Here is a 25,828-nt window from a genome sequence, read left to right as displayed (position 1 = left end):
CGTCAACAGCTAACTGTCAACTGTCAACTGTCAACTGTCAACTGTTAACTAATGACTATTTCAATTGCAGAGATTTCGGCTGGTCAAACATATGGATTGTATCCACAAACCGAGCAGTCTTCGACTGAGAAGAAATTACCAAGCTTTCTGTACGAGCGCCGCCGCCAAAGAAGCGAACTCCATCCATCAGCGTTCCGGGAGTAATTCCGCAAGCTGCAAACAGCACAGTTTCTCCAGATGCCAACTCTTCAGCATTGTAAATCTTGTCTGGGTCTGTGATGCCCATTTCTGTCAGGCGAGCGATGTTGCTTTCTTTGCTTTCACCGATCAAACCAGTTTTAACAACAGCCGGATCGTAAATTAACTGACCTTGGAAGTGACCGCCCAAGCAGCGCATTGCTGCTGCGGAAATCACACCTTCAGGTGCTGCGCCAATACCCATCAGGGCGTGGATGTTGGAACCAGAAAACGCGCAAGAAATCGCAGCAGAAACGTCACCGTCGCTGATCAGTCGAACTCTTGAACCTGCTGCCCGAATTTCATTAATTAAATCTTTGTGTCGGGGGCGATCCATGACCACCACCACCAAATCTTCAATACTGCGGCCGAGACAATCAGAGATAATTTTGAGGTTTTGTGTTGGTGTTTTGCGAATATCTACATGATTTTTCGCAGCCGCAGGAGCAGCCAATTTGTTCATGTAAAAATCTGGTGCAGCAAACAAACCTCCTTTCTCAGAGATTGCCAAAACTGCCATAGAACCGTTTTGACCGTAAGCAACTAGGTTAGTACCTTCGCAAGGGTCAACGGCGATGTCAATTTCTACCAATTCATCTGGGTTGCAGAAATCTTTGGCATTTTCTTGGGTACAAATACCCACTTGTTCGCCGATGTAAAGCATGGGTGCGTCATCGCGTTCGCCTTCACCGATCACGATGCGGCCGCGCATATGAATTTTGTTCATGCGTTCGCGCATTGCTTCTACAGCTACGCGATCGGCTTCATCTTTCTCGCCTTTGCCCATCAAGCGAGCGGAAGCAATAGCTGCCTGCTCGACTACTTCAATAATCTCTAAACCGATTACATTGTCCACGAATTAGATCCTCCCAACTTAAGTCCTGCTTGCCTTGTGCTTTTTTGCACTCCCAGCCATCAAGTTTATCAGAGCCGGGGATCTGTGCGAGCGCAAGCAGTTGGTTTGTTTGTGTTAACTTTTACTTCTTTGAGACTGGGGCTGATAAATTGGGCAAAATAAGCTGAAGGCTCGATCGCCCGAATGCTTGACTCTTGCTTGGGCGATCGTCCGAAACAGGCCCGCCCGATCGAGAAATCGCGGACTCTCGGAGGCGAAGGCGGACACAGGGGTAAGTGGCGATCGCGATCGTAAATCAGGCGCCGCACAATGGCGATACACTAGAGTGTATGAGCTGGGAGCAAGAAAAAGTCAGGAACTCAGGTCTAAAGACACTGAGCTTGGTCGCGAGCAAGTCTCGAAGCAAGCTATTCTGACGGGCCTAAGTCTTAACTGACTACGTTATTTAGGTCACGACACCCCGGAATGCGAAGCTAGTTCCTCGCTCTGTCGTTTGCAATTAAACAGTTCTAAAGTCACTGGAACAGTGTTGCAAGCCTAACAAGCCTTTATAACATTGACCGACAAGCTAACTTCACCCCGCAAGGGAGGCCCAACAAAGGCAAACCATTATGCGTACAGGATTGTGAAGCTTGAAATGGTAATTGTCCCATTGAAAGTACATTACAAAAGTACACCGAGTTAAACAATTCCAAGGCGGTAATGGACAGAAAGATTCACGGTGGTTAAAACCACCCGCGTCGTTTCCCTCTCAGGTCTAAAGACTCGCTCATTTCCCACTTACCAAACTATTTTATGATGATGAAAGCCCAAGATATCATGACAAAGGAAGTTGTCACCATTCGTGGTTCGGCAACGGTAGCTGAAGCAGTGGCGATGATGAACGAACTCTGCCTGCGCGCGTTAATTGTCGAACGCCGCCACGAACAAGACGCCTATGGCATTGTCACGGAAACGGATATTGTTTACAAAGTAACAGCCTACGGAGTAGACCCGCAAAAAGTCCGCGTCTTCGAGATTATGACCAAACCGTGCATCACGGTGAATCCCGACTTGGGCGTGGAATATGTGGCGAGGTTGTTCGCCAATACCCGCATCCGTCGAGCTCCGGTGATTAAGGACAAACTGCTGGGCATTATTTCGGTAACGGATATTTTGACAAAAAGCGATTTTGTTGAGAAGCCGAAGAGTGTTGTCTTTGAGGATGAAATTCAAAAGGCGATCGCCGATGCTAGAACAGTCTGTTCACAGAAAGGCGCTACTTCTAAAGAGTGCGCGGTAGCTTGGGACATCGTAGAGGAAATGCAGGCTGAGGCCGCTCACCAGCGATCGATCAAGCTTGACAAAACGGCTTTTGACGAGTATTGCGAAGAAAATCCCGACGCGGCAGAAGCGCGGATGTACGACAGTTAAGTTAGTCAGTTGACAGTTGACAGTTGACAGCTTTTCAGTTGACAGTTGGTAGGGGCGGTGGATGGTGCGGGCCCGCCCTCTTAATTGACAGTTGGTAGAACGTAAAAAAGCTGAATTTTTGATTCTGCCTTCAAAGACTAACGATCTCGCTGCTAATCTTTAAGTTTGTTTTGAAAAAGTTCAATAACCTGTTGCCACGCATCAGCAGCAGCTTCTCTGTTTATATTAGGGTGTTCTGCTAAAAACGGGTACTTATCTACGAAAAATGCACCAAAGAATCCATGTCCTGCATCATATCGAAATACACGATGATTGATTTGATGTTTCTGTAGTTCTGCCTCAATTTTGAAGGTTTCTTCCTGTGAAACTAATGTATCCTTCGTACCAAAAAATGTATAAATCGTGCCTTTAATTGCCGAAGTGCGATCGAGAGTTGGAGTAGATTCTCCATAGCTAGAAGTTGTAATCCCCCCACCATAAAACGAAGCAGTTGCTTTGATTTCCTGTAAAGTTGCAGCCAGATAAGCAATATGACCGCCAAAGCAAAAACCAATGCAGCCAATAGAGTCAGATTTAACGTTGGGTAATGTTTTGAGATAGGCAATGGTTGCTTGAATATCGCTGAATATTTCCCAATATTTTACTTGTTGATAGTATTGCAGCCCCAATTGGTAAGCTTCTGGACTATAACCAATATCTGGTTCGCTAAACCCAAATTCAAAACCGGGTGCAATACGTTGATACATCGCAGGTGCAATTGCTATGTATCCTTGTTGTGCTATCAATTCGGTAATATCCCGAATATTTTCATTTACACCAAAGATTTCGTGAAACACCATAACCGCAGCAAAATTTCCCTTTTCTACTGGTTGGGCTAAGTAAGCATCGATTTGTAAGTTGTTGTTAATAACTTTGACTGTTGTGGTATTAATTTCGCAATTTTTCATTTGCTTTCTCCAGCTTCGAGCGTTCAGTTTCAATACAGTTGGGTTAAGACTGTTAATTCCCCGGAGATCCCCCTAAATCCCCCTTAAGAAGCAGGGCGGTTTTATTGTCGTCAGACAAATTAGGTACGTAGTTGCGATCTTTGCGCTCTTTCTTAATCCTATAAAGAGCGCCCAAGCGCAACTACGTACCTTGGCCGATCGCGCGAGCCGACCTTTGAGCGATACTTTTGGTAGTTTTATATCTCCTATCCTGACAATTAATCCACCCTGCTAAATCCCCCTTAAGAAGGGGGACTTTGAGTAAGTTCCTATCCCCCCCTTTTTAAGGGGGGCTAGGGGGGATCGGCCTTATCTGAACCGTATTGAGTCTTAGCTTAGAAAATTGGCGATTCTGAATTCTAGAAAAAAATTGCGGGATTTTGGTAGATTATTGCGATCGCCCTGAGAGAAATTGTTTCGGTGTCATCCCCAGCAGGCGCTTGAAACATCGAGTCAAGTGACTTTGATCGCAAAATCCGACTCGCAAAGCAATATCTGCGATGCTCAGTTCGCTCTGGCGTAAGAGATACTTGGCTTTGTCGATGCGGCGCTGCAAGATATACTGGTGAGGTGTTAAGCCAATGCTTTGCTTGAACAGACGTAAAAAGTGATAAGGACTGATTTGGGCGATCGCAGCCAGTTCAATTAGTTTGATGTCTTGATGAAGATGTTCGTTAATATATTCCCTCACTTCTTGCAGCTTGGGTTTAGATAATCCATCAGAATAGCTAGAAAGCCGAGGTGGCGCGGTGCAATAATTCCGCAACAGGTGAATCGCTAATGCGGTTTTAAGACTATCAACCAGCAAATAACCGCCGATTTTGCCAAATTCTAATTCTTGTCTTAAAGCGCCGAATATCCCTTGAATCAGGATATCTTGCTCTGTCATGTAATGAGGGATCAGTTCAATACGATCGCAATTTACCAAATCTTGACCCACTTGCTCCAGGAGTGCAGGGGCGATCGCCAAAATGGTAAACTGAGCTAAAGTATTCCAATTGCAGCGCTGGGAAATACCCGCCGGAATCACCGCAATGTCTCCCTGATTCCGGGCTTCTGTTTTCAGCTTACCATCCAACCACCGTTCTCCCGATCGCTCTCCCGATACTTCAACATCAGGACAATGGGCAATAACGTGCCATGTACCTTGATGTTCGGGCGTGTCAAACTGCGGCTGTTGATGGTGTTCGTAATAGATTTTATCCCATCCCGAACTTGTCAGGACAGCAGGCTGAGGCAAGAAAAAATCTGTTGCCTTTTCTTGGCTGAAATCAATCAGTTTTACCTCTGGTTCTGATGTTCTCATCTTTTATCGTTAGCGCACGGCTAGTCAGAAACCGGGTTTTTACGAGAATACTTGATGACAGTGGAGAAACCCCAAAAAACCCGGTTTCTTTGGTTTTGACAGGTCAGAAACCGGGTTTTTTCCAGAATACTCGATCGCAGTCCAGAAACTCGAAAAAACCCGGTTTCTTTGGTTTTGACGCGCCAGCCAGAAACCGGGTTTTTTCCAGAATACTCGATCGCAGTCCAGAAACTCGAAAAAACCCGGTTTCTTTAGTCGGATCGGAAAAATCTTAACTGTTTGGTTCAATCATACAAAACACGTTCAGCTTATTGCCATCAAGATCCCGAAAATATCCCGCATAAAACCCCGGTAAGGCGTCTCTTGGCCCTGCTGCTCCTTCATCCTGAGCGCCAAGTGCGATCGCCTTATTGTAAACTAAATTGACTTTTTCTGGACTGTCAACTTGAAGTGCTATCATGACGCCATTGCCAACAGTTGCTTTGTTGCCGTCGAATGGTTTGGTAACAGCAAGTGCTGGCATTTCCGGAGAAACGCTCCATGCGATAAATTCCTCCATTTCCATGAATCGTTTAGCCCCAATTTCAGCCAGCAAAGCATCATAAAACTTGGCTGCACTTTGCAAATCGTTTGTACCGAGGGTAACATATCCGATCATATTTTTTGTCCTTTGCCTAATGTTGAGATGAAGAAAAGTATTTGAGCAAATAACAACAGAGTTTAACTGTAACACTCCTCGACTTATTAGTCCGCGGAGGCGGACTTCGTGTGTGTAGACGCGGTTTCTAACCGCCGAGTTTATTCTATAGCTTGAATGCACTCGGGGCTGTCTTTAGTTGGACTGTTGACGATCGCACTTACAGCATTTGCGATCATTGCTGCTGGATCGTAGGGCTTTAACAGCGGTAAAACCTGCTGAGCATTTTTAATTGAGGGGTCAAGCCACTCTTCCCAAACGCTTGCGGGCAAAATCACCGGCATTCGATCGTGCACGGGCTGTACAGTTTCGTTAGCTGCGGTAGTAATTATACTGCAAGATACAATCTTTTCTGCTTCCGGCGATTCCCAATTTTCCCACAAACCGGCAAAAGCAAAAGGTTCGCTGTTTGCCATTGTAAAATAGTAAGGCTGTTTTTTCTTCCCCTGCGGTTGCCATTCGTAGAAGCCGTCAGCGATTATCAAACACCGCCTGTGCTTGATGGCGCTGCGAAAAGCTGGTTTTTCTGCTACTGTTTCCGATCGGGCATTAATCGTATGGCTGGCGATTTTCATATCTTTTGCCCAACTGGGAATCAATCCCCAGCGCATAAATTGAAACTGTCGCTCAATCTTTTCGGAATTGACTGTGACGGTAGCAATTGATTGAGTTGGAGCGATATTGTATCGCGGTTTGATGTCGGGAATTTCCGAGATTTTGAAGAATTCGGCGATGATTTTAGCTGGAGTATTTAACGTGAATCTGCCGCACATAATTGCTCACATTATTTATAGTTTATAATACGGTTCGTAGTGAGGACTTTAGTCCGCATCTATGAAGGACTAAAGTCCTCACTACGAACCAATTTGAGTGCGATGGTTTTATTTCGACACGATATTAAAATTGTCTGATTCCCCGAGTCGCTACACGATATTGCTTAATTCGGGAATCTTGGCAGCCAGCCATTCTTTCCGCAACTTGTCAATAGCTAACTCTTTAAATTTAGCTTCTACTTCAATCCAAGGAGCATCATAATAACAATCGGGCATATCTGCAATCAAGTCGCTGTGGCGCGGATCGGCAAAAAATTCTCGGCCATTTGATATGTGTACTAATTGCCATTCGGGAACAGGCCAAGTAGTCTTTGCTGCTGCTAGCATTTCGGCCACATTCGGATCGTTGTAAGTTTCTAAATGTTCGTGAATGACGTGGTGGTGCGCGTCAAAAACCAGCGGTACTGCGGTATCGAGACAAACTTCTAAAAGTTCTGAGCAACTGTAAGCGTATTCGTCATTTTCAAAGGTTAAGCGCGATCGAATAGATTCGGGTAAGTCGCGGATGACTGATGTCAGTTGCGAAGTGCGATCGCCCTTACCGCCGTGAATGTTCATCAGCGCGTAGGGCGATCGGGGCTGTCCCAACATATCCATAATTAAAGCATGAGTCGCCAGAATTTTAATGCTGTTTTTCACAACATCAGGCTTGTCGGAACTGAGGACGACGAATTGATCGGGGTGGAACACCAAACGGATGTTGAGGTCAATTGCGCGATCGCCCACTCTTCGCAATTCCTCATTCATCGAATCTAAAACTGTTTCCCCCAAATCTGTATCTGCAAAAGGGAACAGTGCAGAAGTCATGCGATACAATTTAATCCCATTGGCGTAGCAGAAATCAAGCGCTTTGTCAAGTCGTTTTAAGTTATCTGCATACAATTCGCGCAATACTTTTTCTTGTTCAATTTCTGTTAGCTGCAACAGCCGTTTCCGCGTGACAGTGCGGAAACGAACTGCGTCCGAAGTCGTAATGCAGACCAATCCTAATTCTGGCTGTTTTTGACTTGATAACACTTGGTTAATATTGCTCATTAATAATATCTATCTCTAATCTTATTTTAACATAGGTTCGTAGTAAGGACTTTAGTCCTGAATTTGGAGGGACTAAAGTCCCGACTACAAACCTGAATCTAACTTAGGTTCGTAGTAAGGACTTTAGTCCTTAGTTCTTAATTAAGAGGGACTAAAGTCCCCACTACGAACCTGAATCTAACTTAGGTTCGTAGTAAGGACTTTAGTCCTTAGTTCTTAATTAAGAGGGACTAAAGTCCCCACTACGAACCTGAAGGTAACTATAGTTTCTAGTTTAGACTTAGTTGCTGCGGGCGATCGCCTATCTGAAGTCAGAGATGTGCTTGAGTACATCGCACAGGAGAAAGTGCGTATTACTCTGCCATAGATTCCAGCAGACGGCCAACTACAGGGTCAATCTGCCAGTAATCCTTACCGTCTTGCTTCTGATTTCCTAAATGCGAGACGAGACTGAGGAGATCCGCCCATCTGAGAGTCTGCTTGACAACTTCAGGCGATACATCATCAAGAACCTCAATTAATACCTCAACCGTTGCTGCTTCTCTCCATTGGGCCAAAGTTCTCATCACCAGTTTTCTTTGAGGTTCGCAACCGTCAAAACCCATTGAATTAATTAATTTGTCAGATTTATTAAATTGCTTCTTCAGTTGGGCCAAGGAATCTTGCCAGCAATGCGGATTAATTTGAGCAAATTGATAGAATTCTTGCAGCAGGTTTGACCAATTTCCTGTAACTGCCGCAATCTTTTTTCTCACTTCTAGTTCGCTGGGCAAATTAGTATCTTCCAGCCAATGTCGCAGGGCGGCATCGTGCCAAGGTTTGAGGCTGAAAAATCTCATATCCTTAAATAAATCAAAACCTGTGGAACTATAATTAACTAACTGCCAAGCTTTCTGAGGATCGGCGACAAAAACAAGCTGGATAAACGAGTCTTCTTTCTTCAATCTTTTGATTTTCTTAATAGCCTCATCAACCCAATCCTTACTCCAAAGGTTGGTGGCTGATACAACAACGAGCGTGATATCTTTTTTACGAGGGTTAATAATTTCCGTCAAACGCTGGCTGAAATCCGATCGATCTGAGAGATTTTCTAAATAGTGATAGTGAATTTTGCAATCCTTCTTACTAGATGCTGCTTTCATCATAAAAACTCTCAAATCGTCAATTCCTGCCGCTTGGCAGCCAAATATAATAGAGACACGATTCTCCGGGCGCAGCAAATCTGATTCCTGTTGAACAGTTAAAGGACTGCGCCGGGAATCAGCTTTATTGTTGACTAGAAGAGGAGAACGAAAAGTAGTAGGTTCGTATTCAGGTTGAGGTTCGCGGTGTCTCAGAAGTTCTGTTTCAATCTCTCGCTGCGTACCCATAAGCAAGGCTAAATTAGAACTTCTCAGAGTGAAGTAACCTGCATCGGTTTCTCGTAAAACTCCTAATCCGACCATTTCTTCTAGTAAAGCAAGAATTTCATCTTCCGATGACCTTCCCACGAATCCCTCAGACCACCAATACAAGACTTGTTCGCGAATCCAAGATACAGAAAACCCATCCTCCATACCTGTTTCATTCTCCTGAGAGCCATGAGCAATCGAGTAGGCAATTACTTCGTAGCGCGGATCTAGTCCCAGTGTCAACTTAAAGCGATCGCGAATATTTTTGCGAAGGTCTTGACTTTGATAAGCTTCTTCTACATGGCGAGAAGCGATCGCGTAAGGCGGGCTAATTTTAGGATCGAAAGTAGGGACATCTGGGCTAGTGATGTGCTTGAGTAACTGCTCGCAATAAAGTTGAATCAAGCTCGGATAATAGTTAGTCTGCCACAGAATGCGCTGGATTAAATCTTCCGATTCAAAATGATAGCCAAGACTAGCCAGCGGACGTTCTACCAAAGCTGTTGCGGCTCGCATTTCACCATTATTCAGCAAAGGCCCAATGCAGATCGGCGTGCCAAAGTGAGCCAGGGGATGGTTTGCTTGTCTGGTGGTTCTCAGAACGTTGTGCAATCCAGCAAAGACCACCTTAAAACGTCGGTGAGTTTCCGTCATTAATTTTCTGAACTCATCGCAGCGCGGGAAATCCTCCTTACCATCAGCTTCCAGGAAATTATCAGCCTCATCCAACAACAGCAAAAAGCGCCGCTGCGTGTCGAATTCCAGCCAACTTTTAATCCGCTGCAAGCTGCTTTCGCGGACGGAATTGCGCCGGTTGGTATCGGGAATTTGCAATTGATCCAATTCTTCGTTTAGTAGATGCCAAATTTTATCTAACTGTTGCTTGCGCCCAATTTCTTTAATATCCAAAAATAGGGCGTTCCTTCCCGCGTCGGTGGCGTGAAAAGTCCGCTGTACATACTTAAGCAAAACCGTTTTACCTAACTGGCGGCCTCCATAAATTAAACAAGAACCTTCGGGATTGATTATAGATTCCCGTTCTCGTACTCGCCCGTAAAACATCTCAGGCGGAACTTCTCCTGCTGCGGTTTTATACGGTTCCAGGAAAGTAAAGGGTAAGGTACAATCAAACAATACAGGTAGGCGTGTTTTTTGTTCTCCGCAAAGGTAGAGCATCAGCACATCATCTATAACAATGAAAGTGCTCCGACGCTGCCGACACAAATCAGCCAAATCTCGGCGTCTCTTGACGGTCATTCGCCCAAAATGAAAGACGAATACTGGCTCTCCCAGAGCAGTTTCTCCAACTGCATTGAGGAGATCCTGTTCGTTCGGTCTATCCCATACGCAAAGAATGCGGTAATGACCGTTCGCGGCTGAACCATAGGCAGACACAGGACAGCGATTTTGGTCAAATATCGGCTCAGAATTAACGTCAATCCAGGTATAGTTCCCTAATTTTTTGACGGTAACAGATTTGATGTGAAAACCGAGGTTGCTGAGAATTTGGTTAGCATCTTTCTCTGTGACTTGATTTCTGCCCTTAGCTGCCAACCAAGCGTCGAGCATTTCAGCGGCTTTTTTGGCTTGGGCCCCCTGCGGCATCTGGATTTTGGCGATATTTTTCCCTTTGGAAATGTCTGCAATTAGCTCTTGCTTTTTGTAATCCTGAAGGACTTTTTCGATCGCAGTATACTGATCATGCTCGAAGAAGTCTTTAAAAGCCTCTCTCTTTTTTTCTGGTTCAGGAAGCGATCGCCCCTTTTTCAGCATATCTATATATTCCTCGGCCGTCAGGATATCGCCTTGCTCCAATACACTGCAAATTCTGGTACGATCGGCATCTGCTATACCTGTTTGCTGAAGACTCTCTAATTGCTCCGACACTCGATCGATCTGTTCCTGGCGCTTGGCATTAATTCCTTCATCGATCGCCCGAAGCAGCTCAATTTTTTCAGAAAACCGCCTGGTTGTTTCCAAAGCATTTTTAATGCTTTCAATCTGTGCTGCATAAGCAGTTCTATCTGTTTCTCTTAGCAAACCAAAAGCTACGGCTCTTTCGAGCTGTTTGCTAGTAGTCTCGACCTGCTCCTGCAAAATTCCTTGGCACTCTTCAATCCGATTATTTCGTTCGTCCTTTAGCTGAGCGAGGTCTAATGTTAATTCGGGATTGTGTTCGAGGTATTCGATGATTTGCGCCGTAGCCTCGTGATTTCCCACAGTTGTTGAACTACAGATATAACTCTGCATATCGAATGCTTTTTGCCAATCCCAAATGTCATTTTTGACTAACTCCAAAATTCCCTTTATACCCGCTTCAGAATTAGCAGTATCCAGTTCCCAGTCATCGTCGATCGACAGAGATGGCATTCTCAACAGCTCCGCGTGCAGGATATGTCTTGGGTAAGGTTCTGCGGTAGGCAATTCAGTATCTGGATCGAAGAGATTGCCGATATCTTTGACAGCTTTTCGGCAACAGGCAATACCAGCTAAAATAAACACTGGAGGTTTTGTTTCCTCAAAAGCATCCAATTCTTTAATAACAGTATTTTGAAGTTTCTCAATATCTTCTTTTAACTGTTTGGCTTCTTTCTGAAGATAATTGTCTCTTCGATCTAAGCGCGATTCCTGAATTTCAATCCACTTTCGCACCAACTCAACAGGTTCACGAACGCGATCGCGAAACTGAATCACGGCTTTCCCCATCATGGAGTCACGGCGACTGCTGCGAATTTTACGATCGGTCTTCTCAATTTCAGAGTCGATCTGAGATTCGTCAGACAATTGATTGACTTTCTGCTTGATTGCTGAAAGTTTACTCAAATCTTTTTGAAGTACAGGAAATACTAAAGAGTGAATCAGTTCGTCAGGCTTCAACCAATCTTGCCACACCTTCTTCGCCGGCGGGTAAATCATATCTTTTTTCTGTGCTTGAAACCACCAAGCTTCGATATTTTGATGCAATTCGTCTAAAGATTTTTGTACGTCTGCTTGGTCTTTAGCTTTCTTGATGGCTTTGATATCCAGAGCCCGCTGACCATCGCCGTATTTAGCTATTATTTCGCAATAATCGTATAGTTTTGCAAGTCCAGCTTTACCGAAATGAAGCTGCTGGAGAAGGTGCTTCGCACCAGTATTGGGCGCTAGTAAAGACGGTCGCATTGCTGCTGCGGCCAAGAGCAAGCTTGCAGCTTGATTCCATTCACTTTTGTCTGGTAATGAATAGCTGGCGGTGTAACTGGTGAAGTCATCTTTAAGCAGATTTGCAAGTTTTCCATATCCTACGTCATAGCGGAGGTTTTGTCCTAGCAATACTGCTCGAATTAACTGCGGTGGCAGGTGCGGCTCGAAGTTGGAGTATTGTTTTTCAAAGCAGCGAGCTAAATGAAAGGCAAGGCTGAGTTTTTGTTCTAGAATCAGCCGCCAAACTAAGTCGCGCAGAACTGCTGGGCGTTCTAGATCGGGGTCATCCAAGATGGATTGAGCGATTTTTTGAGCGGTATCATTGTGCGATGAGCTGTAAAGAGGCTGTTTTTGTTCTCTTTTTTTATTACCCTGATTTTCTACTTCTTTTCCTTGCTTATTTTCCGAATCTTGCTGATTAATCTGAGTTGAGGTGGGCGGTTCTGTTGGTGGAAGATTAGGGATATTTTCAGCGGTTGGCTGCGCGATCGCCTCATCTGTCAATACCGATTTCAACTCTGCTGCGGGTGGTTGTTCGACAATAAGCACAGTTTCAGATTCTGGCTCATCAACTAAGGAAGTTTCCTCTAAATTATTGTTAGTAGAAACAGCAGGGAAATCTGGTATTGCTTCCGCCTGAATAATCAGTTTACCTCTGACTGCTGCCATCGCCAGAGTTCTTCCAAATGATTCTGCTACGGCATCCTGTAAAGAAGCCAAATGCTCATCATCTGCTGCTTCCCATTCTGCAATTAGTGTTAGCAGTTTGCAGAATGGATGATTGCCGTCAGCCAAGAGTTGGGTGTCGGGATGCAAGTCAGACTCCTGAGATTCGGAGATAGCGCGTTGAAGTTCGCGGGCTTTTTCCTGACATTCCAGCAATGACTGAAAATTGCTCTCTACTCGATGGGCGATCGCTAAAATTCGTTCCAGCACCCTCAAAGCAGAGTCGCGGACAAGGGCGATCGCACTTTTTTGCTTCTCGGCAAAATCCACACGATCGAGTACAGACTTGATATCTGCTAAAGAACCAATTTCCTCAACTTTCAGCGTTGTCGATACTGCCAAAGATTCAGCCAGTTCTAGCACCTTGTCGCGAAGCTGAATAAACTTTTTATGGGACTCATCCAGTTCTTGAATCAGCTTTTGAGATATAGGTATACCAGGATCTAGCAACTTTCGACTTGCCTCTGACAGCCGTTTCTCTAATTGGGAAAAAACATCTTCTAGTGCGGTGAGTTCTCTGAGTAAGTCTGCTGAATTTTGTTTCATCGGTTTAATCGCTCCATTTAAGTCATTTTCTGTCAGTTCGGCAATGTGGAAATTATGCTCGTTCAAATTTGCATAAGTGAGATTGTTTTCATTTTCATCTGCACTCGACAGGTAAGTTTGAGCCAACTTTTTTTGTTCTATATTTGATTTTTCTATGAAATTGTCAAAAGGAATTAATGGTTCTACCGTATTAGCTGTTTCAACTATTTTATCATGAACAGGCTCCTGTAAGAAAGTGTCGCAATGGCTGGGAGACAAGTTTTCTGAGATGTTGAACCGTCTGAGCTGCATCGGTTGGGCGATCGGTCTTTTTGTCTGAGTTTCGTAAATTGCTGTCGGGCGAATATAATCTTTTAAAATGCTGTTGCGGTTTGGATGGCGCAATCTTAGTAAAGCCTTACCCTCAATTTGCCGAATCCGCTCGCGGGTAACATCAAATATATTTCCGATTTCCTGTAGAGTTTTTTCCCGGCCATCATCCAAGCCGAATCGCATCTGAATAATGTCACGTTGTCGAGGTTCTAGAGTATCTAAAACGCTTTCTAAATCTTCGCAAAACAATTTTTTATATACTTTTTCTTCTGGTGTTTCTCCATCGAATTCAATCAAATCTCCCAATGTAGAAGTTTCATCATCACCCATTTTAGTATCTAAGGAAATGATAGATTTAGCCGATTGAACAACAAAGCGCAATTTTGCAATTGTTATCTCCATTTTAATCGCGATTTCTTCTTCCGTAGGCTTGTGGCCGATTTCTTGAGAAAGCTGCTTGGTAGTTTTCTTAATCTTAGAGATAGTTTGATAAACGTGAACTGGTAGGCGGATAGTTCGCGATCGATCGGCAATAGCCCGCGTAATTGCCTGACGAATCCACCAATATGCGTGGGTAGAAAACCTGGTTCCCATCGTGCAATCAAACTTTTCTACAGCCTTGATTAAACCGAGATTTCCCTCCTGAATCAAGTCTAATAAATCCAGCCCTCGATTTTGATATCTTTTAGCGATTGAGACTACCAGCCGCAAGTTAGACTCTACCATTTTGTCTTTAGCTTTTCGGCTGCCCTCTAATTCTAACTCAGCAATTATACGAGCTAGTTCAATCTCTTCGTAAGCTTTGAGTATGGGAAATCGACCTATTTCTTGCAGGTAAACCCGAAGCGAATCTGACGATAGGCGCTCTTTTTTAAATTTGATGTTGTCAGGAATAGTTTTATGCCAAGCTGCATGAAATTCGTCAAAGTTGCTAAAGGCATGATTCTCATGCAACTCTGTCAAAAAAATATTGAAGAGCATTTTTAAATGAGAGTTTGTCGGACTGGCGAATGGGATATCTTTAATATGTTTGACTTTTCCTAATACATCTTCAGATTCATTGCGTTTGTGTTGGCGACGGTTGATAATGGATAAAGTCAGAGTTTCTCCATGCTGAAAGAGAACGATCGCGGGAATCGGTAAAATTTTATTAATCTCGCGGACAATCCCGTCAAGTTGTTCTATAGTGTACTCGCTCCTCGGCAGTGCGATCGCGAAAAACAAGTAGGAAGTAAAAAAGGCATTCTCGTCGCTGCTACTATCAAATTCGACAAACTGGTCATTATCTGCAATTTCTGTCCCGGTAAACTGGAAGAGAAAATCAACCGACAGCCATTCCTCTAAGAGAGCTTTTTGGGAGTTGAGCTTTTGATCTATGTCAAATTCTGCAATAAAATTATCCGAACTATTAGGTTCGAGCGCATAAATTAGATCACTGCGGTAGCCAAGAACAAAGAACAAATTCCGGGCGTTATCGGCTAGTTTTCCCTTGGTAAAACTACTTAAAGCTTGCTTAATAGATGTTTTGGCTTGTTGTTCGCTGATGCTCATTTAATCACCAGCCAGGTAATCAGTTCAAAATCAGTTGTTGCTTTAACCTGATGCGCTTGTTCAACCAACACAGCACTGCGGCTAGACAGCAGATTGCCGATGAGCCGCTTGTTGTAAATACCTGCAATTGAATCAACCGCCCGCTTCAGCAAATCGTTATACAAACTCATATCAAATCCGTTATTAGTTTGTCTGTCGAACAAATTGCACAACTCTTCATAGGGAGCAGTACATCCCGCGCACAGCAACCGATATATTTCAAGTATTTGTTTGGGTTGAGCAAAAGTTAATCGCACTTCCTTATTTTCCCGCACGTAAACTACAAAGTATGGTTGCAGCGGGTTGACGGTTTTATTATCAAGAGAATCGCCTTTCTGTTTGAGGCAAAAAATTACGCCCGGAGCAATTATCGGGTACTCCGAGTTAGTTGGAACTACTGCATAGAGTCCTAAAGGCGCATCTTGGAGTAGTTTGCGGTTGCTCTCAATGTATTTGGCTAGTTCCATTCGGAAATCATCGAGAGTGAATTCGGTTAGGGCTACACTCTCGGTGAAATCTTCGAGATCCAGCACCTCGTCTTTCAATCGCAGCAACTGCTTGTCGCGGTATTTCAAATCAGTCTCAATCACTTCTTGCATTTCCTTTACCTCTAGCAGGTTATCTTCAAATGTACCAGCCATGTCTGCTAAAGCCATCCGTGCTTCTACTCGATTTTTCAGATTAATGTACTGATCCAAGTCCTCTGTAGGCCAAAAATTAATTAATTGTACGGTGTAATTGGGGCTGCCAATGCGATCGCACCTACCGAACCGCTGGATAATTCGGACTGGGTTCCAGTGGATGTCGTAGTTAATCAGATAATCGCAATCTTGTAAATTTTGCCCTTCTGAAATACAATCTGTGGCAATTAATAGGTCAATCTCGCCGTCTTGCCGCATAGATGGAATTTGAGCGCGTTTCTTGGCGAAAGGCGAAAAATTTGTCAGGACGCGATCGAACTCGTTTTTGCCAAAGGTAGTCTTATTTGCCGCCGAACCACCCGTCACCAAAGCTAGGTTAATTTTCAATTCTAATGTTGCCCACTCCCGCAATCCTTCGTAGAGATAAACTGCGGTATCAGCAAAAGCAGTAAAGACTAAAACCTTGCGATTTGGTTTCCCATGCTTGTTAGTCGTAGGATGCTTGACTTTCGCGGCGATTAGTGCTTTTAACTCAGCCAGCTTGGCATCGCGTTCAACAGAAATGCTTTGGGCAGAATTGTAAATTTTTTTAAGCTGTTCCTTGTCGCGTTTCAAGTCTTTTAACCACGTTTCGACATCGAGGTGCGCCATTTGAAATATCAGCTTTTGACCTACTTGCATGGCATCTTGCAACTCTTCATCGTCGAAGTCTTCAACCATCAAATCGCTGATAATAACTGTCTGGTTAGCGTCACGAGATTGCTGAAATTGCTGAAAGTTTTGAATTTTGGTCTCTAGAGCTTCAATTTTGGTAATTGTGCGCTCCATTGTCAGCGCAAAGGAATGGATGGAGCTTTCTAAGCGTTTGAGAAAATTGACTTTCATCATGCCAATTAAACAGCGTTCGCGATCGCTCTGTTTGAAATTTCGCACTCCTTTATTTTCATACACCGAACTGTATGGCGGCAGGACATATTTTGAAGGGTTGAATAGCGAGAGTTGATATTTAGAAATTTCGCTGTTAAGCTGTTCGTAGGACATGAACTCACCCTTTAGGTCAATCTCAGGAAATACGGAGATGGGTTTGAGCCGTTCTGGAAAGCCGCCTAATTGGGCGATCGCATCTTTATAGTATTTTTGAATGTGCTTGCGCGATCGGGCGATCGTCAATTCGTCAAGCAGTTTGAAGAAAGCAGAACTTAGTTCTTCCAGGAGTTCGCTAGTTTGGCGATCGTTACTTTTCTTTGCCCACTTGGTAAATTTCCGTTGAGCATCAGCTAGTGTATCCCGCAGACTGGCAATTCCCAGCGATTCCCCAAACGCAGAGTCGCGACCTTCTGTGATAAAATAAAGTTGATTCCGCAAATCCTTTAAATCATTGTTAACCGGAGTTGCGGATAAGAGTAATACCTGAGTTTTGACACCGCTCTTGATAATATCATCCATCAACCTTTCGTAACGGCTCTTTCTAATTAAATTGCCAGATTCGTCCCGTTTGCTCTTGAGATTGTTGCGGAAATTGTGCGATTCGTCAATAACTACCAAGTCATAGTTACCCCAATTAATCTTTTCTAAATTAATGTCCCCAGAGTAACCAGAGTCACGACTCAAGTCGGTGTGAGATAAGACTGTATAGTTAAAGCGGTCTTTAACCAAAGGATTGAGCTCACTATTGTTCTGTGCTAGATATACAGTCCAATTTTTGCGGAGTTTTTTGGGACAAAGAACCAAAACTGTTTGATTGCGAAGTTCAAAATATTTAATCACCGCTAGAGCTTCAAATGTTTTACCTAACCCAACGCTGTCAGCAATAATACACCCGTTATATTGTCGGATTTTATTGATAGCTCCCTTAACTCCGTCTTTTTGAAATTCAAATAGAGATTTCCATATTTCTGTATTAAAGAAGTGTAACTGTTCGCTGAGAATATCGTTTTTTTCTAGGTCATCGAGGAAGGTCTCGAAGATATGAAACAGAGTTTTGTAGTAGATAAACTCAGGAGAATTATTTTGGTAAAGTTGCTCTAGGTACAGCAGCACATCTTGTTTGACATCTTCGATTAGTTCGGCATCATTCCAGAGTTCATCAAACCAGGCTTTCAGGTCGCGGGTATCCCGTTTGCTATCTACTTCTAAATTGAGTTCAATATTGTTGTTATTTTTACCTAATCCCAGTCCCCGCAGGGTAAAATTAGAACTGCCCATAATAGCATTTTCACTTCCATTATGAGCAATGTGATACATTTTTCCGTGCAGTAAATTAGATTGCTTGACTGACCGTATCTGGACTTTTTTTTCAATCCATTCTGCACATTCTTTCGCAACCCGCTTTTGCTGCAACCGATTCTGTAGCTGCAAGCCAGAATCCTCAATTTGGAACGCCTTTTTATCAGTTTTACTGGGGTCAAGGGATTTGATGAAGCGCGGTTCCCCAAACATAAATTTCAAGCTTTTAATACCTAGAAGTTGTTCCTTCAAAGCATCAAAAGCATAAATTGTAAAGTAAGCAGAAACAATTGACAGGGTTGAGTTTTCTTCCACCTTGGCTTTCAAAAAATCGCCCACAGTTCCGCGGTGGCGGTTGTCTCTAATTGCCGACTTTGGGAGAGAAGAATCATGCTGTGACATAGCCTACCTTTATGCGGTTGTTGCACTTTGGTATATTCTACATCTTCCACGATTATTATTCGGAACGGGCAAGATGCCCGTTCCACAACATATACCGATCTTGTAGCAATCAACTCCGCAAACGACCCGATCGCAAAATGCTAATAATCAACCAAAAACCCAGAAAACTCGCCGCCCCAAACAAACCGTTGCTCAAAAAAGATAGCTGAGCAGTTTGCGCGTTAGAAGAAATAATTGCCGCCCCCACAATCAGGGAACCTACGACAATACTAAAAGAAAGTCGGTTCGCCGAATCCCCCAGAGTGCGGCGCAGCGGATCGAGTTCTTTGATGCTCAAGTTCCACTTCAAAGTTTCGGAAGTAACCCGGTCTAAAAGCACTTCCACCTGTCGCGGAGATTGCAAAGATAAGCTTTTCAAATCGAGGGCTGTTCTCAGCAGAGCTTGCACCGGGTCATCTCCCAATAACTGACGCCTAAACATATCAGTCATCAGCGGTTTTACCTGCTCTACAATATTAAATCGGGGATTGAAAGAACGCGCCAGTCCTTCCAAATTAGCGAGAGTTTTTGCATACAAACCGAGATTGCTGGGTAGCCTAATTTTATTTTTGCGGGTGATTTCCAGCACCTCATAAAAAATTTCCGACAAGTTCATTTGCGACAAGCTGACATTATAATACTTACGCAGCATTCGAGCTAAATCGTTTTCGAGATTAGCTAAACTTTTAGGTTGAGCAAATTCTGCCATTTGCAATGTTAATTGAGCGCAGCGCTGAGCATCTAAATCGACAATTGACAGCAACATTTCTGTCAGATTCTGTTGGGTGCGCGGGTCTAATCTGCCGACCATACCGCAGTCGAGCAAAGCTATCCGGCCGTCTTTGAGATAAAATAAATTGCCGGGATGCGGGTCTGCGTGGAAGAATCCATCGATGTACAACTGCTGGAAGAAAACGCGGCAAAGTAGTGTTGTAATTTCTTCGCGTTCGGCATTTATATCTCCTTTGTGACCAATTCCTTGCAAATCGCCTAACAAAATTGGCACTCCGTTCAGCCACTCCATGACTAACAGTTTTTTTGTAGTCAATTCCCAGTGAATTTGCGGCAAAACAACTTGTGTTGGGTCAAACCATTTACTTTTAGATAAATTGCGGCGCAGTTCGTCGGTGTAGTTGGCTTCTTGAATGAAGTCTAATTCTGCACGTAGGGCGATCGCAAATTCTTCGGCTAGGGCTACAATATCGTATTGTTGACCGAAGTCTGTGAGCATGACAAGTTCTGCCAAACCTCGGAGCACGGCGATGTCTTGTTCGATGACAATATCAATCCCGGGGCGCTGAACTTTTAGGGCGACTTCGCGGCCGTCTTTTAAGGTAGCTTTGTGGGTTTGGGCGATCGAACCTGCGGCAACTGCTTGAGTGTTAAATTTGGAGAAGGTTTCTTCGATCGACTGTTTGAGTTCCAGGCGCACGATTGCTTCTACTTCCGACCACGGTACGGGCGGCACTTCGGCTTGTAGAGTGGAGAGGGTTTCGATGTAGGCGGCCGGTAACAAGTCGGGGCGGGTACTCAGCAATTGTCCCAATTTGACAAATACTGGGCCTAATTCGACGAGGATGTTGCGGAGAACTGCGGGAGTTGGGAGACTGGGTGCGTCGGTTTTGCGGCCGGTTAGGAGGCTTTTCATGTAGTCCCAACCGTTGCGGAAGACGACCTCTAGAATTTCTCCTTTGCGAGAAGTGTTTTGAACTAGGCTGAACACGTGGCCTCCGGGTCGATCGGGTTTAAGGACTCTACACTTACTAGGATAGCGCTGTTAACCAAGCTGACCATTGTCTTGAGGAATAACTTGGAGGGAATAGCGCAAAGGGCGCGATTCAGCCAAGAGGGATAGCTGCGCCGCGCGTACTTTGGGGTGTGGGGGAGGGCGATGGCGTTCCGCCCCGCAAGCTACGATTTTTGGCAGTGGCATTAATCCTCATGCTAATATTATAGTTAAACCAGACACGATATTTTTATGATTAAATTGATTGAGTTGAAAAGTTGTGTCAAAGACTTGAATTAGTAAGTTATTACAAGCCAAATTCTAAATGTGTTTCAAACCCTATAAAAAACATGATTGCCATCCAATCTCCTGCAACCTCGATCGAATTATCCATCAATTTAACTGACGAGCAATTTTTTGAGCTTTGTCAGAACAACCGCGATTATCAATTTGAACGTACAGCATCAGGGGAATTAATTATTATGGCACCGACAGGCAGTGAAACTAGCAGACGTAATGCTGACTTAACATCTCAAGTCCGAGTCTGGAACAGTGAAACTAAACAGGGAGTTGTTTTCGACTCTTCAGGAGGTTTCACCCTCCCGAATGGTGCCGATCGCTCTCCTGATGCCTCTTGGGTCAAAAAAGAACGGTGGGATGCTTTAACTCCCGAACAAAAAGACAGTTTTGCTCCTTTGTGTCCCGATTTTGTGGTCGAGTTGCGATCGAAGACTGATTCGTTGAAAAAGCTGCAAGATAAAATGCAAGAATATATAGATAACGGTGCGAGATTGGGTTGGTTAATTGACAGGCAAAATCGGCGGGTAGAAATTTATCGCCCCGGTCAAGATGTGGAAATTCTCCAAAATCCTGCTACACTCTCAGGGGAAGATGTATTGCCGGGTTTTGTGTTGGATTTAGCAGAAATTATGTAAATAGTTGACAGATGCGAGTTGCGTCACTAAAATTTCCTAGGTTCGTAGTGAGGACTTTAGTCCTTGTTATAGAATCGGAAAAGAAAGGACTAAAGTCCTTACTACGAACCTGTTTTTCTATTGTTGTTTCCTTACAATAAATCTTTCAACTTCTCATCTTCTCCCAACACCTTGATGACCTGTTTTATCTCCTGCGTCCTGTCCTTTTTCACAATCAAAGTCACATTCCCATCTCTGACAACTACCACATCTTCTAAACCAATGGTGACAATTACTTCATTCTCATCCGCTGCATAGAAAATAGCGTCCTTGGTATCAATTCCGATGTGTTTTGCTAACTCGACATTCGGCTTGTCTCCTTGCAGCAAACGGCCGATCGCATTCCAGTCACCCAAATCGTCCCAACTAAAGCCTACAGGCAAAACACAAGCCTTTTGCGTCTTCTCCATCAGCGCATAATCGATGCTGATTTTCGGTAACTCTGCGTAAGCCGCAGCGCCTTTGGCTTCCAAAGCAGCCATCATCTCTGGCACATGATTTCGCAATTCTGTCAAGACTGTGCCGACTCGAAACACGAAAATTCCGCCATTCCAGCTAAACTTACCGCTGGCTACAAATTCTTCAGCCGTGGCGCGATCGGGCTTTTCCGTAAATCTAGCCACGCGATAGGCTGGAAAACCGCCAAAATTGCCAATTTCTTCGCCTTGTTCGATGTAGCCGTAGCCAGTGGAAGCATAACTCGGTTTGACTCCCAAAGTAGCGATCGCACTTTCCTTTCTCGCCAACTCCGCCGCCGCTTCCAAAGTCTTGACAAACTCCTCCGGTTCCCCAATCCAGTGATCCGCCGGGAAAAACCCGACAACCGCATCCTCACCGTAACGCTTCGCAATTTCGATCGCACTCCAAGCCACTGCGGGCGCAGTATCCCGGCCTTCCGGTTCCGCCAGCAAATTCTCAGGAGGTAGTAGCGGCAACTGTTCGCGGACTCCCGCAGCCAACATTTCCGATGTTACTACCCACAAATCTTCCCAACCGTTACCTAATGTTAATAGTCGATCGGCTGTGGCTTGCAGCAAACTTTTGCCGCTACCGTCGAGACTGAGAAACTGTTTGGGGCGCTGTTTGCGGCTGAGTGGCCAGAAGCGTTCGCCTTTACCGCCGGCGAGGATTACGGGAATTAAGGTTTTGGTCATGGTTTGAAGTTTAAGGGTTCTGATCTATTTTGCCTGACGGCTTATAATTATGGAGAAATTGTGGTTGTCTGTGGGTGCTAAGGGCGATCGGGCTAAAGTTTTTGGCTGAGATTTCGCTAACCAGTAGGTGTAAAAATTGGGGTATGAAATTTTTCGGCTATAATGTAGATAGTGCAAGGGTTTGAGGTCGATCGATTTTTAAAATGCCTAGCGAAAAGGCTAGGGTCTTTACTGGATAAGGATTTCAAGGCAAAATGAATCAAGGGGGATTGACAGACCGAAGGCTGAAATGGTACTTTAGTTTGAGGTTAGCGAAACTGAACGTTGAAAACCAAATACAGCAAGGCTTCTGGAGCGGGCGGCCGCAAAATACCTAAATCCCTATCAGGGATTGAAACGTGCCTGCTTGGTTTTTCACCACTGGTACAGTGAGCCGCAAAATACCTAAATCCCTATCAGGGATTGAAACGCGCTAAAAAGCACTCACCAGCTTCTTCATCAAGCCGCAAAATACCTAAATCCCTATCAGGGATTGAAACCGTAGTGCCACCTACTGAGGTGCTGCCCATACTGCCGCAAAATACCTAAATCCCTATCAGGGATTGAAACAAATGATTCTTCAACATTATGGTCACGTTATAAAGCCGCAAAATACCTAAATCCCTATCAGGGATTGAAACGATGTTGTACTCTTGCCAGTCGATCGTTTAGCCATTTGCCGCAAAATACCTAAATCCCTATCAGGGATTGAAACTCATCTTCAACCGACCTTGCCCAGACAGTAGTCTGCCGCAAAATACCTAAATCCCTATCAGGGATTGAAACTTACCTTCTTGCCAATTACAACTATTTCCTTCGAGCCGCAAAATACCTAAATCCCTATCAGGGATTGAAACCATAGAGAGAATCGACACCTTCGCGGGTCAGGATGCCGCAAAATACCTAAATCCCTATCAGGGATTGAAACTCCTTTTTTGCGGACTGCGATTAATTCTAGGCATGCCGCAAAATACCTAAATCCCTATCAGGGATTGAAACATTTAGGTGCCTAAATCCCCACTTTTTGTCCGTCCATGCCGCAAAATACCTAAATCCCTATCAGGGATTGAAACTATCAATTTGATTGCGTTTTCTTTGGTTAACTCTTGAGCCGCAAAATACCTAAATCCCTATCAGGGATTGAAACCCAATTCCCGCCGATTACCGCCACCCCCATCGTGAGCCGCAAAATACCTATTTCCCCATCTAGGGCTTGAAACGCAAGTACGATCGCGAGTTTGTAAGGCTCGTCAAGCCGCAAAATACCTAAAACCCTATCAGGGATTCAAAGCGAACGCTCTAGCTGAGAGTGAAAGCCATATTGAGACTTATAAAATCGCATTCCCTAAATTAGTGCACCTTACCGCAATATATAGCGCGTCATATTATGTGCGATCCATCGACCGCAATTAAAGTAGTTCGCCAGATTCCAGAATTTGGAATCACAGATTGAAAATAGGTGTAAGATCGAGGAGAAATCCCGGCAGTACGTCTTCACCAGAAAGTGTTGGCAGTTGGTCAACAGTAAAATTAATAACTTCGACATCTTGAGACAAGCGATAGATTTCTACTAAAGGCGTTTGAGGATCAATCAGCCAGCCCAACCGACAGCCATTAGCCCGATAATCCAGCATTTTCGATCGCAATTTTTCTAAAGAATCACTTTGCGATCTTAATTCCATTACAAAATCGGGACACAGGGGAGGAAACCTGCGTTTGTCTTCTGCGGATAAAGCTTCCCAACGTTCTCGAAGTACCCAAGAAGCATCGGGAGAACGTTTTGCCCCATTTGGCAATCGAAAGACTGTGGAAGAGTCAAAAACTTTACCTAATCCACTTCGTCGGTTCCACGAACCGAGGTCTAAGTTAAGATCGGAATTTCGGATGCCGCTTTCGCCGCCAGTTGGGGGCATAACAATCATTTCTCCTTCAGCAGTTAGTTCGAGCCGCCATTCTTCATTAGCAACACACAGTTGATAAAACTGTTCGTCTGTTAAGGCGACTGCGGCAGGTAGATTTAGGGTGAAAGTTTCCATCGATGATTCGATCGCCAATGAGATTAGTTTTATTATAGCCCCTAGTTTTTTAATTTGCTCAAAAGTGCGATCGACCGTCAGGGAAGACTTGAGTCCCCAAAAATAAAGACTGAAGTCCTGACTGCGAACCAATGAGCACGGAAAATCGCGATCGCTAATTTCTTGTTACGCGATCGATCCAACCAGCATAAAACGACACCCGCGTATCCCCGGAAATTTCCCCAAAACTGCCGTTATCATCCAGATTATCAATATCCGCGATGTTTGTCTTGAAAAATCCGCGATCGCTGTAACCCCAAGAACTAATCCCCGCAATCTTCCCCTCCACAAACGAAGGCCCGCCGGAATCTCCGCTAGCTGTAGCTATCTCATTTTTCCCCAAACCTCGATCGCGCAAATTCGGAAAATGCCTCCCCAAAGCATCGCGTTGCGGGCTTCCATCGTCAAAATCAAAGATTAATTGACCGCCCAAAACCAACTCCGACATATCTGATTCTGTAGCATTTTTCAAAACATCAATTAAACCATCATAGCGATTCTGTCCGCCATATCTTCTCGCCTCCGAATTAGAATTTTCATCTTGCCCCTTCGCACCTAAACCAGTATATCCGTATCCCACCTTTGTAAATATCTTGCCCAATTCATTTTTACTTCTATTTATTTCGTACTGTTCAATACTTGACGGTGCGAATTTTTTCAGCTTTAAAATAGCAAGATCGTTGCCAACTTCCGACTCGTAACCAGTCCAGCCCGGATGGATGTAATAGTTGCTGACGGGAATGCTAATTTCACCGCTAGGCAATTTAAAAGTTGCTTTAATTGCTGTTCCCGCAGGCACCTTAACTCCCCCTTCATTCAGACAGTGGGCGGCGGTTATTATGTACCTTCCTCCTGTTAGCAGCGAACCCGTACATTGAGCCGGTTCGAGATAGGCCACGCCTGTATATTGATTTAAAGCTAAAGGTTTGCGGGAACTGCTGTCACCAAAAGCGCTAATTATAGAGTTTGCGATTTCTGCTGTTTGTAAAACTAAGAAAACAGTTATCACTGCCATTAACAAAATTTTGATTGCCGACTTCATTTTTGAGATTAAATTGATTGGAGAAATCTTATACCAATTTTTAACGAAATAACAGTATTCTTGTCCCCCCCCTGATTCATGGGGGGGCTAGGGGGGGTCGAAGAGTGTTGCACAATTTTAGATAATTGGTATTACATTAAATCCAGTATCCTCGGAATTAATGTTACCCACGATCGAGACACTGCACGTGCCTTTCGTGTCAATTTAACGCCAAACCTTTTCAGAGACTACTGTTCGACGATTAAGTCTAGATCCCCCCTAACCCCCCTTCCCAAGCAGGGTGGATTAATTGTCGAGAGGTTAAATCAAGGCTATGAAGGCTATTGACTGACATCATGCGAGGCATTTAACAGGTTTATCTGAACTAGATAAATCAAAAAGTAACTCACTCAAATCTTC

At 44.2% G+C, this 25,828-nt stretch carries 15 protein-coding genes and 1 CRISPR repeat array; of the genes, 2 read left to right on the top strand and 13 right to left on the bottom strand.

What is annotated here, in order from left to right:
* Window positions 1-55 precede the first annotated feature (55 nt).
* Together glpX and QZ938_RS27265 are read right to left on the bottom strand one after the other, a co-directional pair.
* The gene (gene glpX / locus QZ938_RS27270) at window positions 56-1,093 is read right to left on the bottom strand and encodes a class II fructose-bisphosphatase (RefSeq protein WP_293156018.1); all 1,038 of its coding nucleotides are present in this window, start codon (window positions 1,091-1,093) and stop codon (window positions 56-58) included.
* Window positions 1,094-1,161: 68 nt separating this feature from the next.
* The gene (locus tag QZ938_RS27265) at window positions 1,162-1,401 is read right to left on the bottom strand and encodes a hypothetical protein (protein WP_293156015.1); all 240 of its coding nucleotides are present in this window, start codon (window positions 1,399-1,401) and stop codon (window positions 1,162-1,164) included.
* Window positions 1,402-1,888: 487 nt separating this feature from the next.
* Here QZ938_RS27265 and QZ938_RS27260 point away from each other — a divergent pair, with 487 nt between their 5' ends.
* Window positions 1,889-2,506: a CP12 domain-containing protein gene (locus tag QZ938_RS27260; protein ID WP_293341748.1), complete on the top strand. Its 618-nt coding sequence runs from the start codon at window positions 1,889-1,891 to the stop codon at window positions 2,504-2,506.
* A 152-nt stretch (window positions 2,507-2,658) separates the two neighbouring features.
* On the opposite strand, the gene QZ938_RS27255 is transcribed toward QZ938_RS27260, so the two are convergent.
* The 8 genes from QZ938_RS27255 to QZ938_RS27220 all read right to left on the bottom strand — a co-directional run bounded on the left by QZ938_RS27255 (window position 2,659) and on the right by QZ938_RS27220 (window position 20,142).
* Window positions 2,659-3,453: a dienelactone hydrolase family protein gene (locus QZ938_RS27255; protein ID WP_293354667.1), complete on the bottom strand. Its 795-nt coding sequence runs from the start codon at window positions 3,451-3,453 to the stop codon at window positions 2,659-2,661.
* A 427-nt stretch (window positions 3,454-3,880) separates the two neighbouring features.
* Window positions 3,881-4,798, bottom strand: a complete 918-nt coding sequence (locus QZ938_RS27250; RefSeq protein WP_293354670.1) for a helix-turn-helix domain-containing protein — start codon at window positions 4,796-4,798, stop codon at window positions 3,881-3,883.
* Window positions 4,799-5,069: 271 nt separating this feature from the next.
* The gene (locus QZ938_RS27245; RefSeq protein WP_293354673.1) at window positions 5,070-5,456 is read right to left on the bottom strand and encodes a VOC family protein; all 387 of its coding nucleotides are present in this window, start codon (window positions 5,454-5,456) and stop codon (window positions 5,070-5,072) included.
* 140 nt (window positions 5,457-5,596) lie between these two features.
* The gene (locus tag QZ938_RS27240; RefSeq protein ID WP_293354676.1) at window positions 5,597-6,268 is read right to left on the bottom strand and encodes an SOS response-associated peptidase; all 672 of its coding nucleotides are present in this window, start codon (window positions 6,266-6,268) and stop codon (window positions 5,597-5,599) included.
* A 150-nt stretch (window positions 6,269-6,418) separates the two neighbouring features.
* Complete coding sequence (gene uvsE, locus QZ938_RS27235; protein ID WP_293354679.1) at window positions 6,419-7,363, bottom strand: UV DNA damage repair endonuclease UvsE; 945 nt, start codon at window positions 7,361-7,363, stop codon at window positions 6,419-6,421.
* A 353-nt stretch (window positions 7,364-7,716) separates the two neighbouring features.
* Window positions 7,717-15,072: a sigma-70 family RNA polymerase sigma factor gene (locus QZ938_RS27230; RefSeq protein WP_293354697.1), complete on the bottom strand. Its 7,356-nt coding sequence runs from the start codon at window positions 15,070-15,072 to the stop codon at window positions 7,717-7,719.
* Complete coding sequence (locus tag QZ938_RS27225) at window positions 15,069-18,380, bottom strand: helicase-related protein (RefSeq protein ID WP_293354682.1); 3,312 nt, start codon at window positions 18,378-18,380, stop codon at window positions 15,069-15,071. Before QZ938_RS27225 ends, QZ938_RS27230 begins: the two co-directional genes overlap by 4 nt.
* 109 nt (window positions 18,381-18,489) lie before the next feature.
* The gene (locus tag QZ938_RS27220) at window positions 18,490-20,142 is read right to left on the bottom strand and encodes an AarF/ABC1/UbiB kinase family protein (RefSeq protein ID WP_293354685.1); all 1,653 of its coding nucleotides are present in this window, start codon (window positions 20,140-20,142) and stop codon (window positions 18,490-18,492) included.
* Window positions 20,143-20,495: 353 nt separating this feature from the next.
* Here QZ938_RS27220 and QZ938_RS27215 point away from each other — a divergent pair, with 353 nt between their 5' ends.
* Entirely contained in the window at window positions 20,496-21,080 is a 585-nt protein-coding gene (locus tag QZ938_RS27215) for a Uma2 family endonuclease (RefSeq protein ID WP_293341773.1), read from the top strand.
* Window positions 21,081-21,211: 131 nt separating this feature from the next.
* On the opposite strand, the gene QZ938_RS27210 is transcribed toward QZ938_RS27215, so the two are convergent.
* The 3 genes from QZ938_RS27210 to QZ938_RS27200 all read right to left on the bottom strand — a co-directional run bounded on the left by QZ938_RS27210 (window position 21,212) and on the right by QZ938_RS27200 (window position 25,402).
* A complete protein-coding gene (locus QZ938_RS27210; protein ID WP_293354688.1) occupies window positions 21,212-22,273 on the bottom strand; it encodes a mannose-1-phosphate guanylyltransferase in 1,062 nt (353 codons plus the stop codon).
* A 361-nt stretch (window positions 22,274-22,634) separates the two neighbouring features.
* Window positions 22,635-23,603: direct repeats of the CRISPR family, unit length 37 nt; unit sequence GCCGCAAAATACCTAAATCCCTATCAGGGATTGAAAC.
* Between the two features lie 151 nt (window positions 23,604-23,754).
* The gene (locus tag QZ938_RS27205; RefSeq protein WP_293354694.1) at window positions 23,755-24,348 is read right to left on the bottom strand and encodes a Uma2 family endonuclease; all 594 of its coding nucleotides are present in this window, start codon (window positions 24,346-24,348) and stop codon (window positions 23,755-23,757) included.
* 154 nt (window positions 24,349-24,502) lie between these two features.
* Window positions 24,503-25,402, bottom strand: a complete 900-nt coding sequence (locus tag QZ938_RS27200) for a trypsin-like serine protease (RefSeq protein WP_293354691.1) — start codon at window positions 25,400-25,402, stop codon at window positions 24,503-24,505.
* Between the last annotated feature and the right edge of the window lie 426 nt (window positions 25,403-25,828).

Origin of the sequence: Microcoleus sp. CAWBG27 (assembly GCF_020883145.1) — a bacterium.
GTDB lineage: Bacteria > Cyanobacteriota > Cyanobacteriia > Cyanobacteriales > Microcoleaceae > Microcoleus.
Note: the sequence above shows the minus strand (reverse complement) of the source record. Positions and strands in the feature narration are given on the sequence as shown.

Bases quoted from the DNA above. Each gene is read 5' to 3' on its own strand.
- QZ938_RS27215 (WP_293341773.1), top strand. From the start codon at position 20,496: ATGATTGCCATCCAATCTCCTGCAACCTCGATCGAATTATCCATCAAT.
- uvsE (WP_293354679.1), bottom strand. From the start codon at position 7,363: ATGAGCAATATTAACCAAGTGTTATCAAGTCAAAAACAGCCAGAATTA.
- QZ938_RS27230 (WP_293354697.1), bottom strand. From the start codon at position 15,072: ATGAGCATCAGCGAACAACAAGCCAAAACATCTATTAAGCAAGCTTTA.
- QZ938_RS27225 (WP_293354682.1), bottom strand. From the start codon at position 18,380: ATGTCACAGCATGATTCTTCTCTCCCAAAGTCGGCAATTAGAGACAAC.
- QZ938_RS27245 (WP_293354673.1), bottom strand. From the start codon at position 5,456: ATGATCGGATATGTTACCCTCGGTACAAACGATTTGCAAAGTGCAGCC.
- QZ938_RS27240 (WP_293354676.1), bottom strand. From the start codon at position 6,268: ATGTGCGGCAGATTCACGTTAAATACTCCAGCTAAAATCATCGCCGAA.
- QZ938_RS27205 (WP_293354694.1), bottom strand. From the start codon at position 24,348: ATGGAAACTTTCACCCTAAATCTACCTGCCGCAGTCGCCTTAACAGAC.
- QZ938_RS27255 (WP_293354667.1), bottom strand. From the start codon at position 3,453: ATGAAAAATTGCGAAATTAATACCACAACAGTCAAAGTTATTAACAAC.
- QZ938_RS27260 (WP_293341748.1), top strand. From the start codon at position 1,889: ATGATGATGAAAGCCCAAGATATCATGACAAAGGAAGTTGTCACCATT.
- QZ938_RS27210 (WP_293354688.1), bottom strand. From the start codon at position 22,273: ATGACCAAAACCTTAATTCCCGTAATCCTCGCCGGCGGTAAAGGCGAA.
- QZ938_RS27200 (WP_293354691.1), bottom strand. From the start codon at position 25,402: ATGGCAGTGATAACTGTTTTCTTAGTTTTACAAACAGCAGAAATCGCA.
- QZ938_RS27250 (WP_293354670.1), bottom strand. From the start codon at position 4,798: ATGAGAACATCAGAACCAGAGGTAAAACTGATTGATTTCAGCCAAGAA.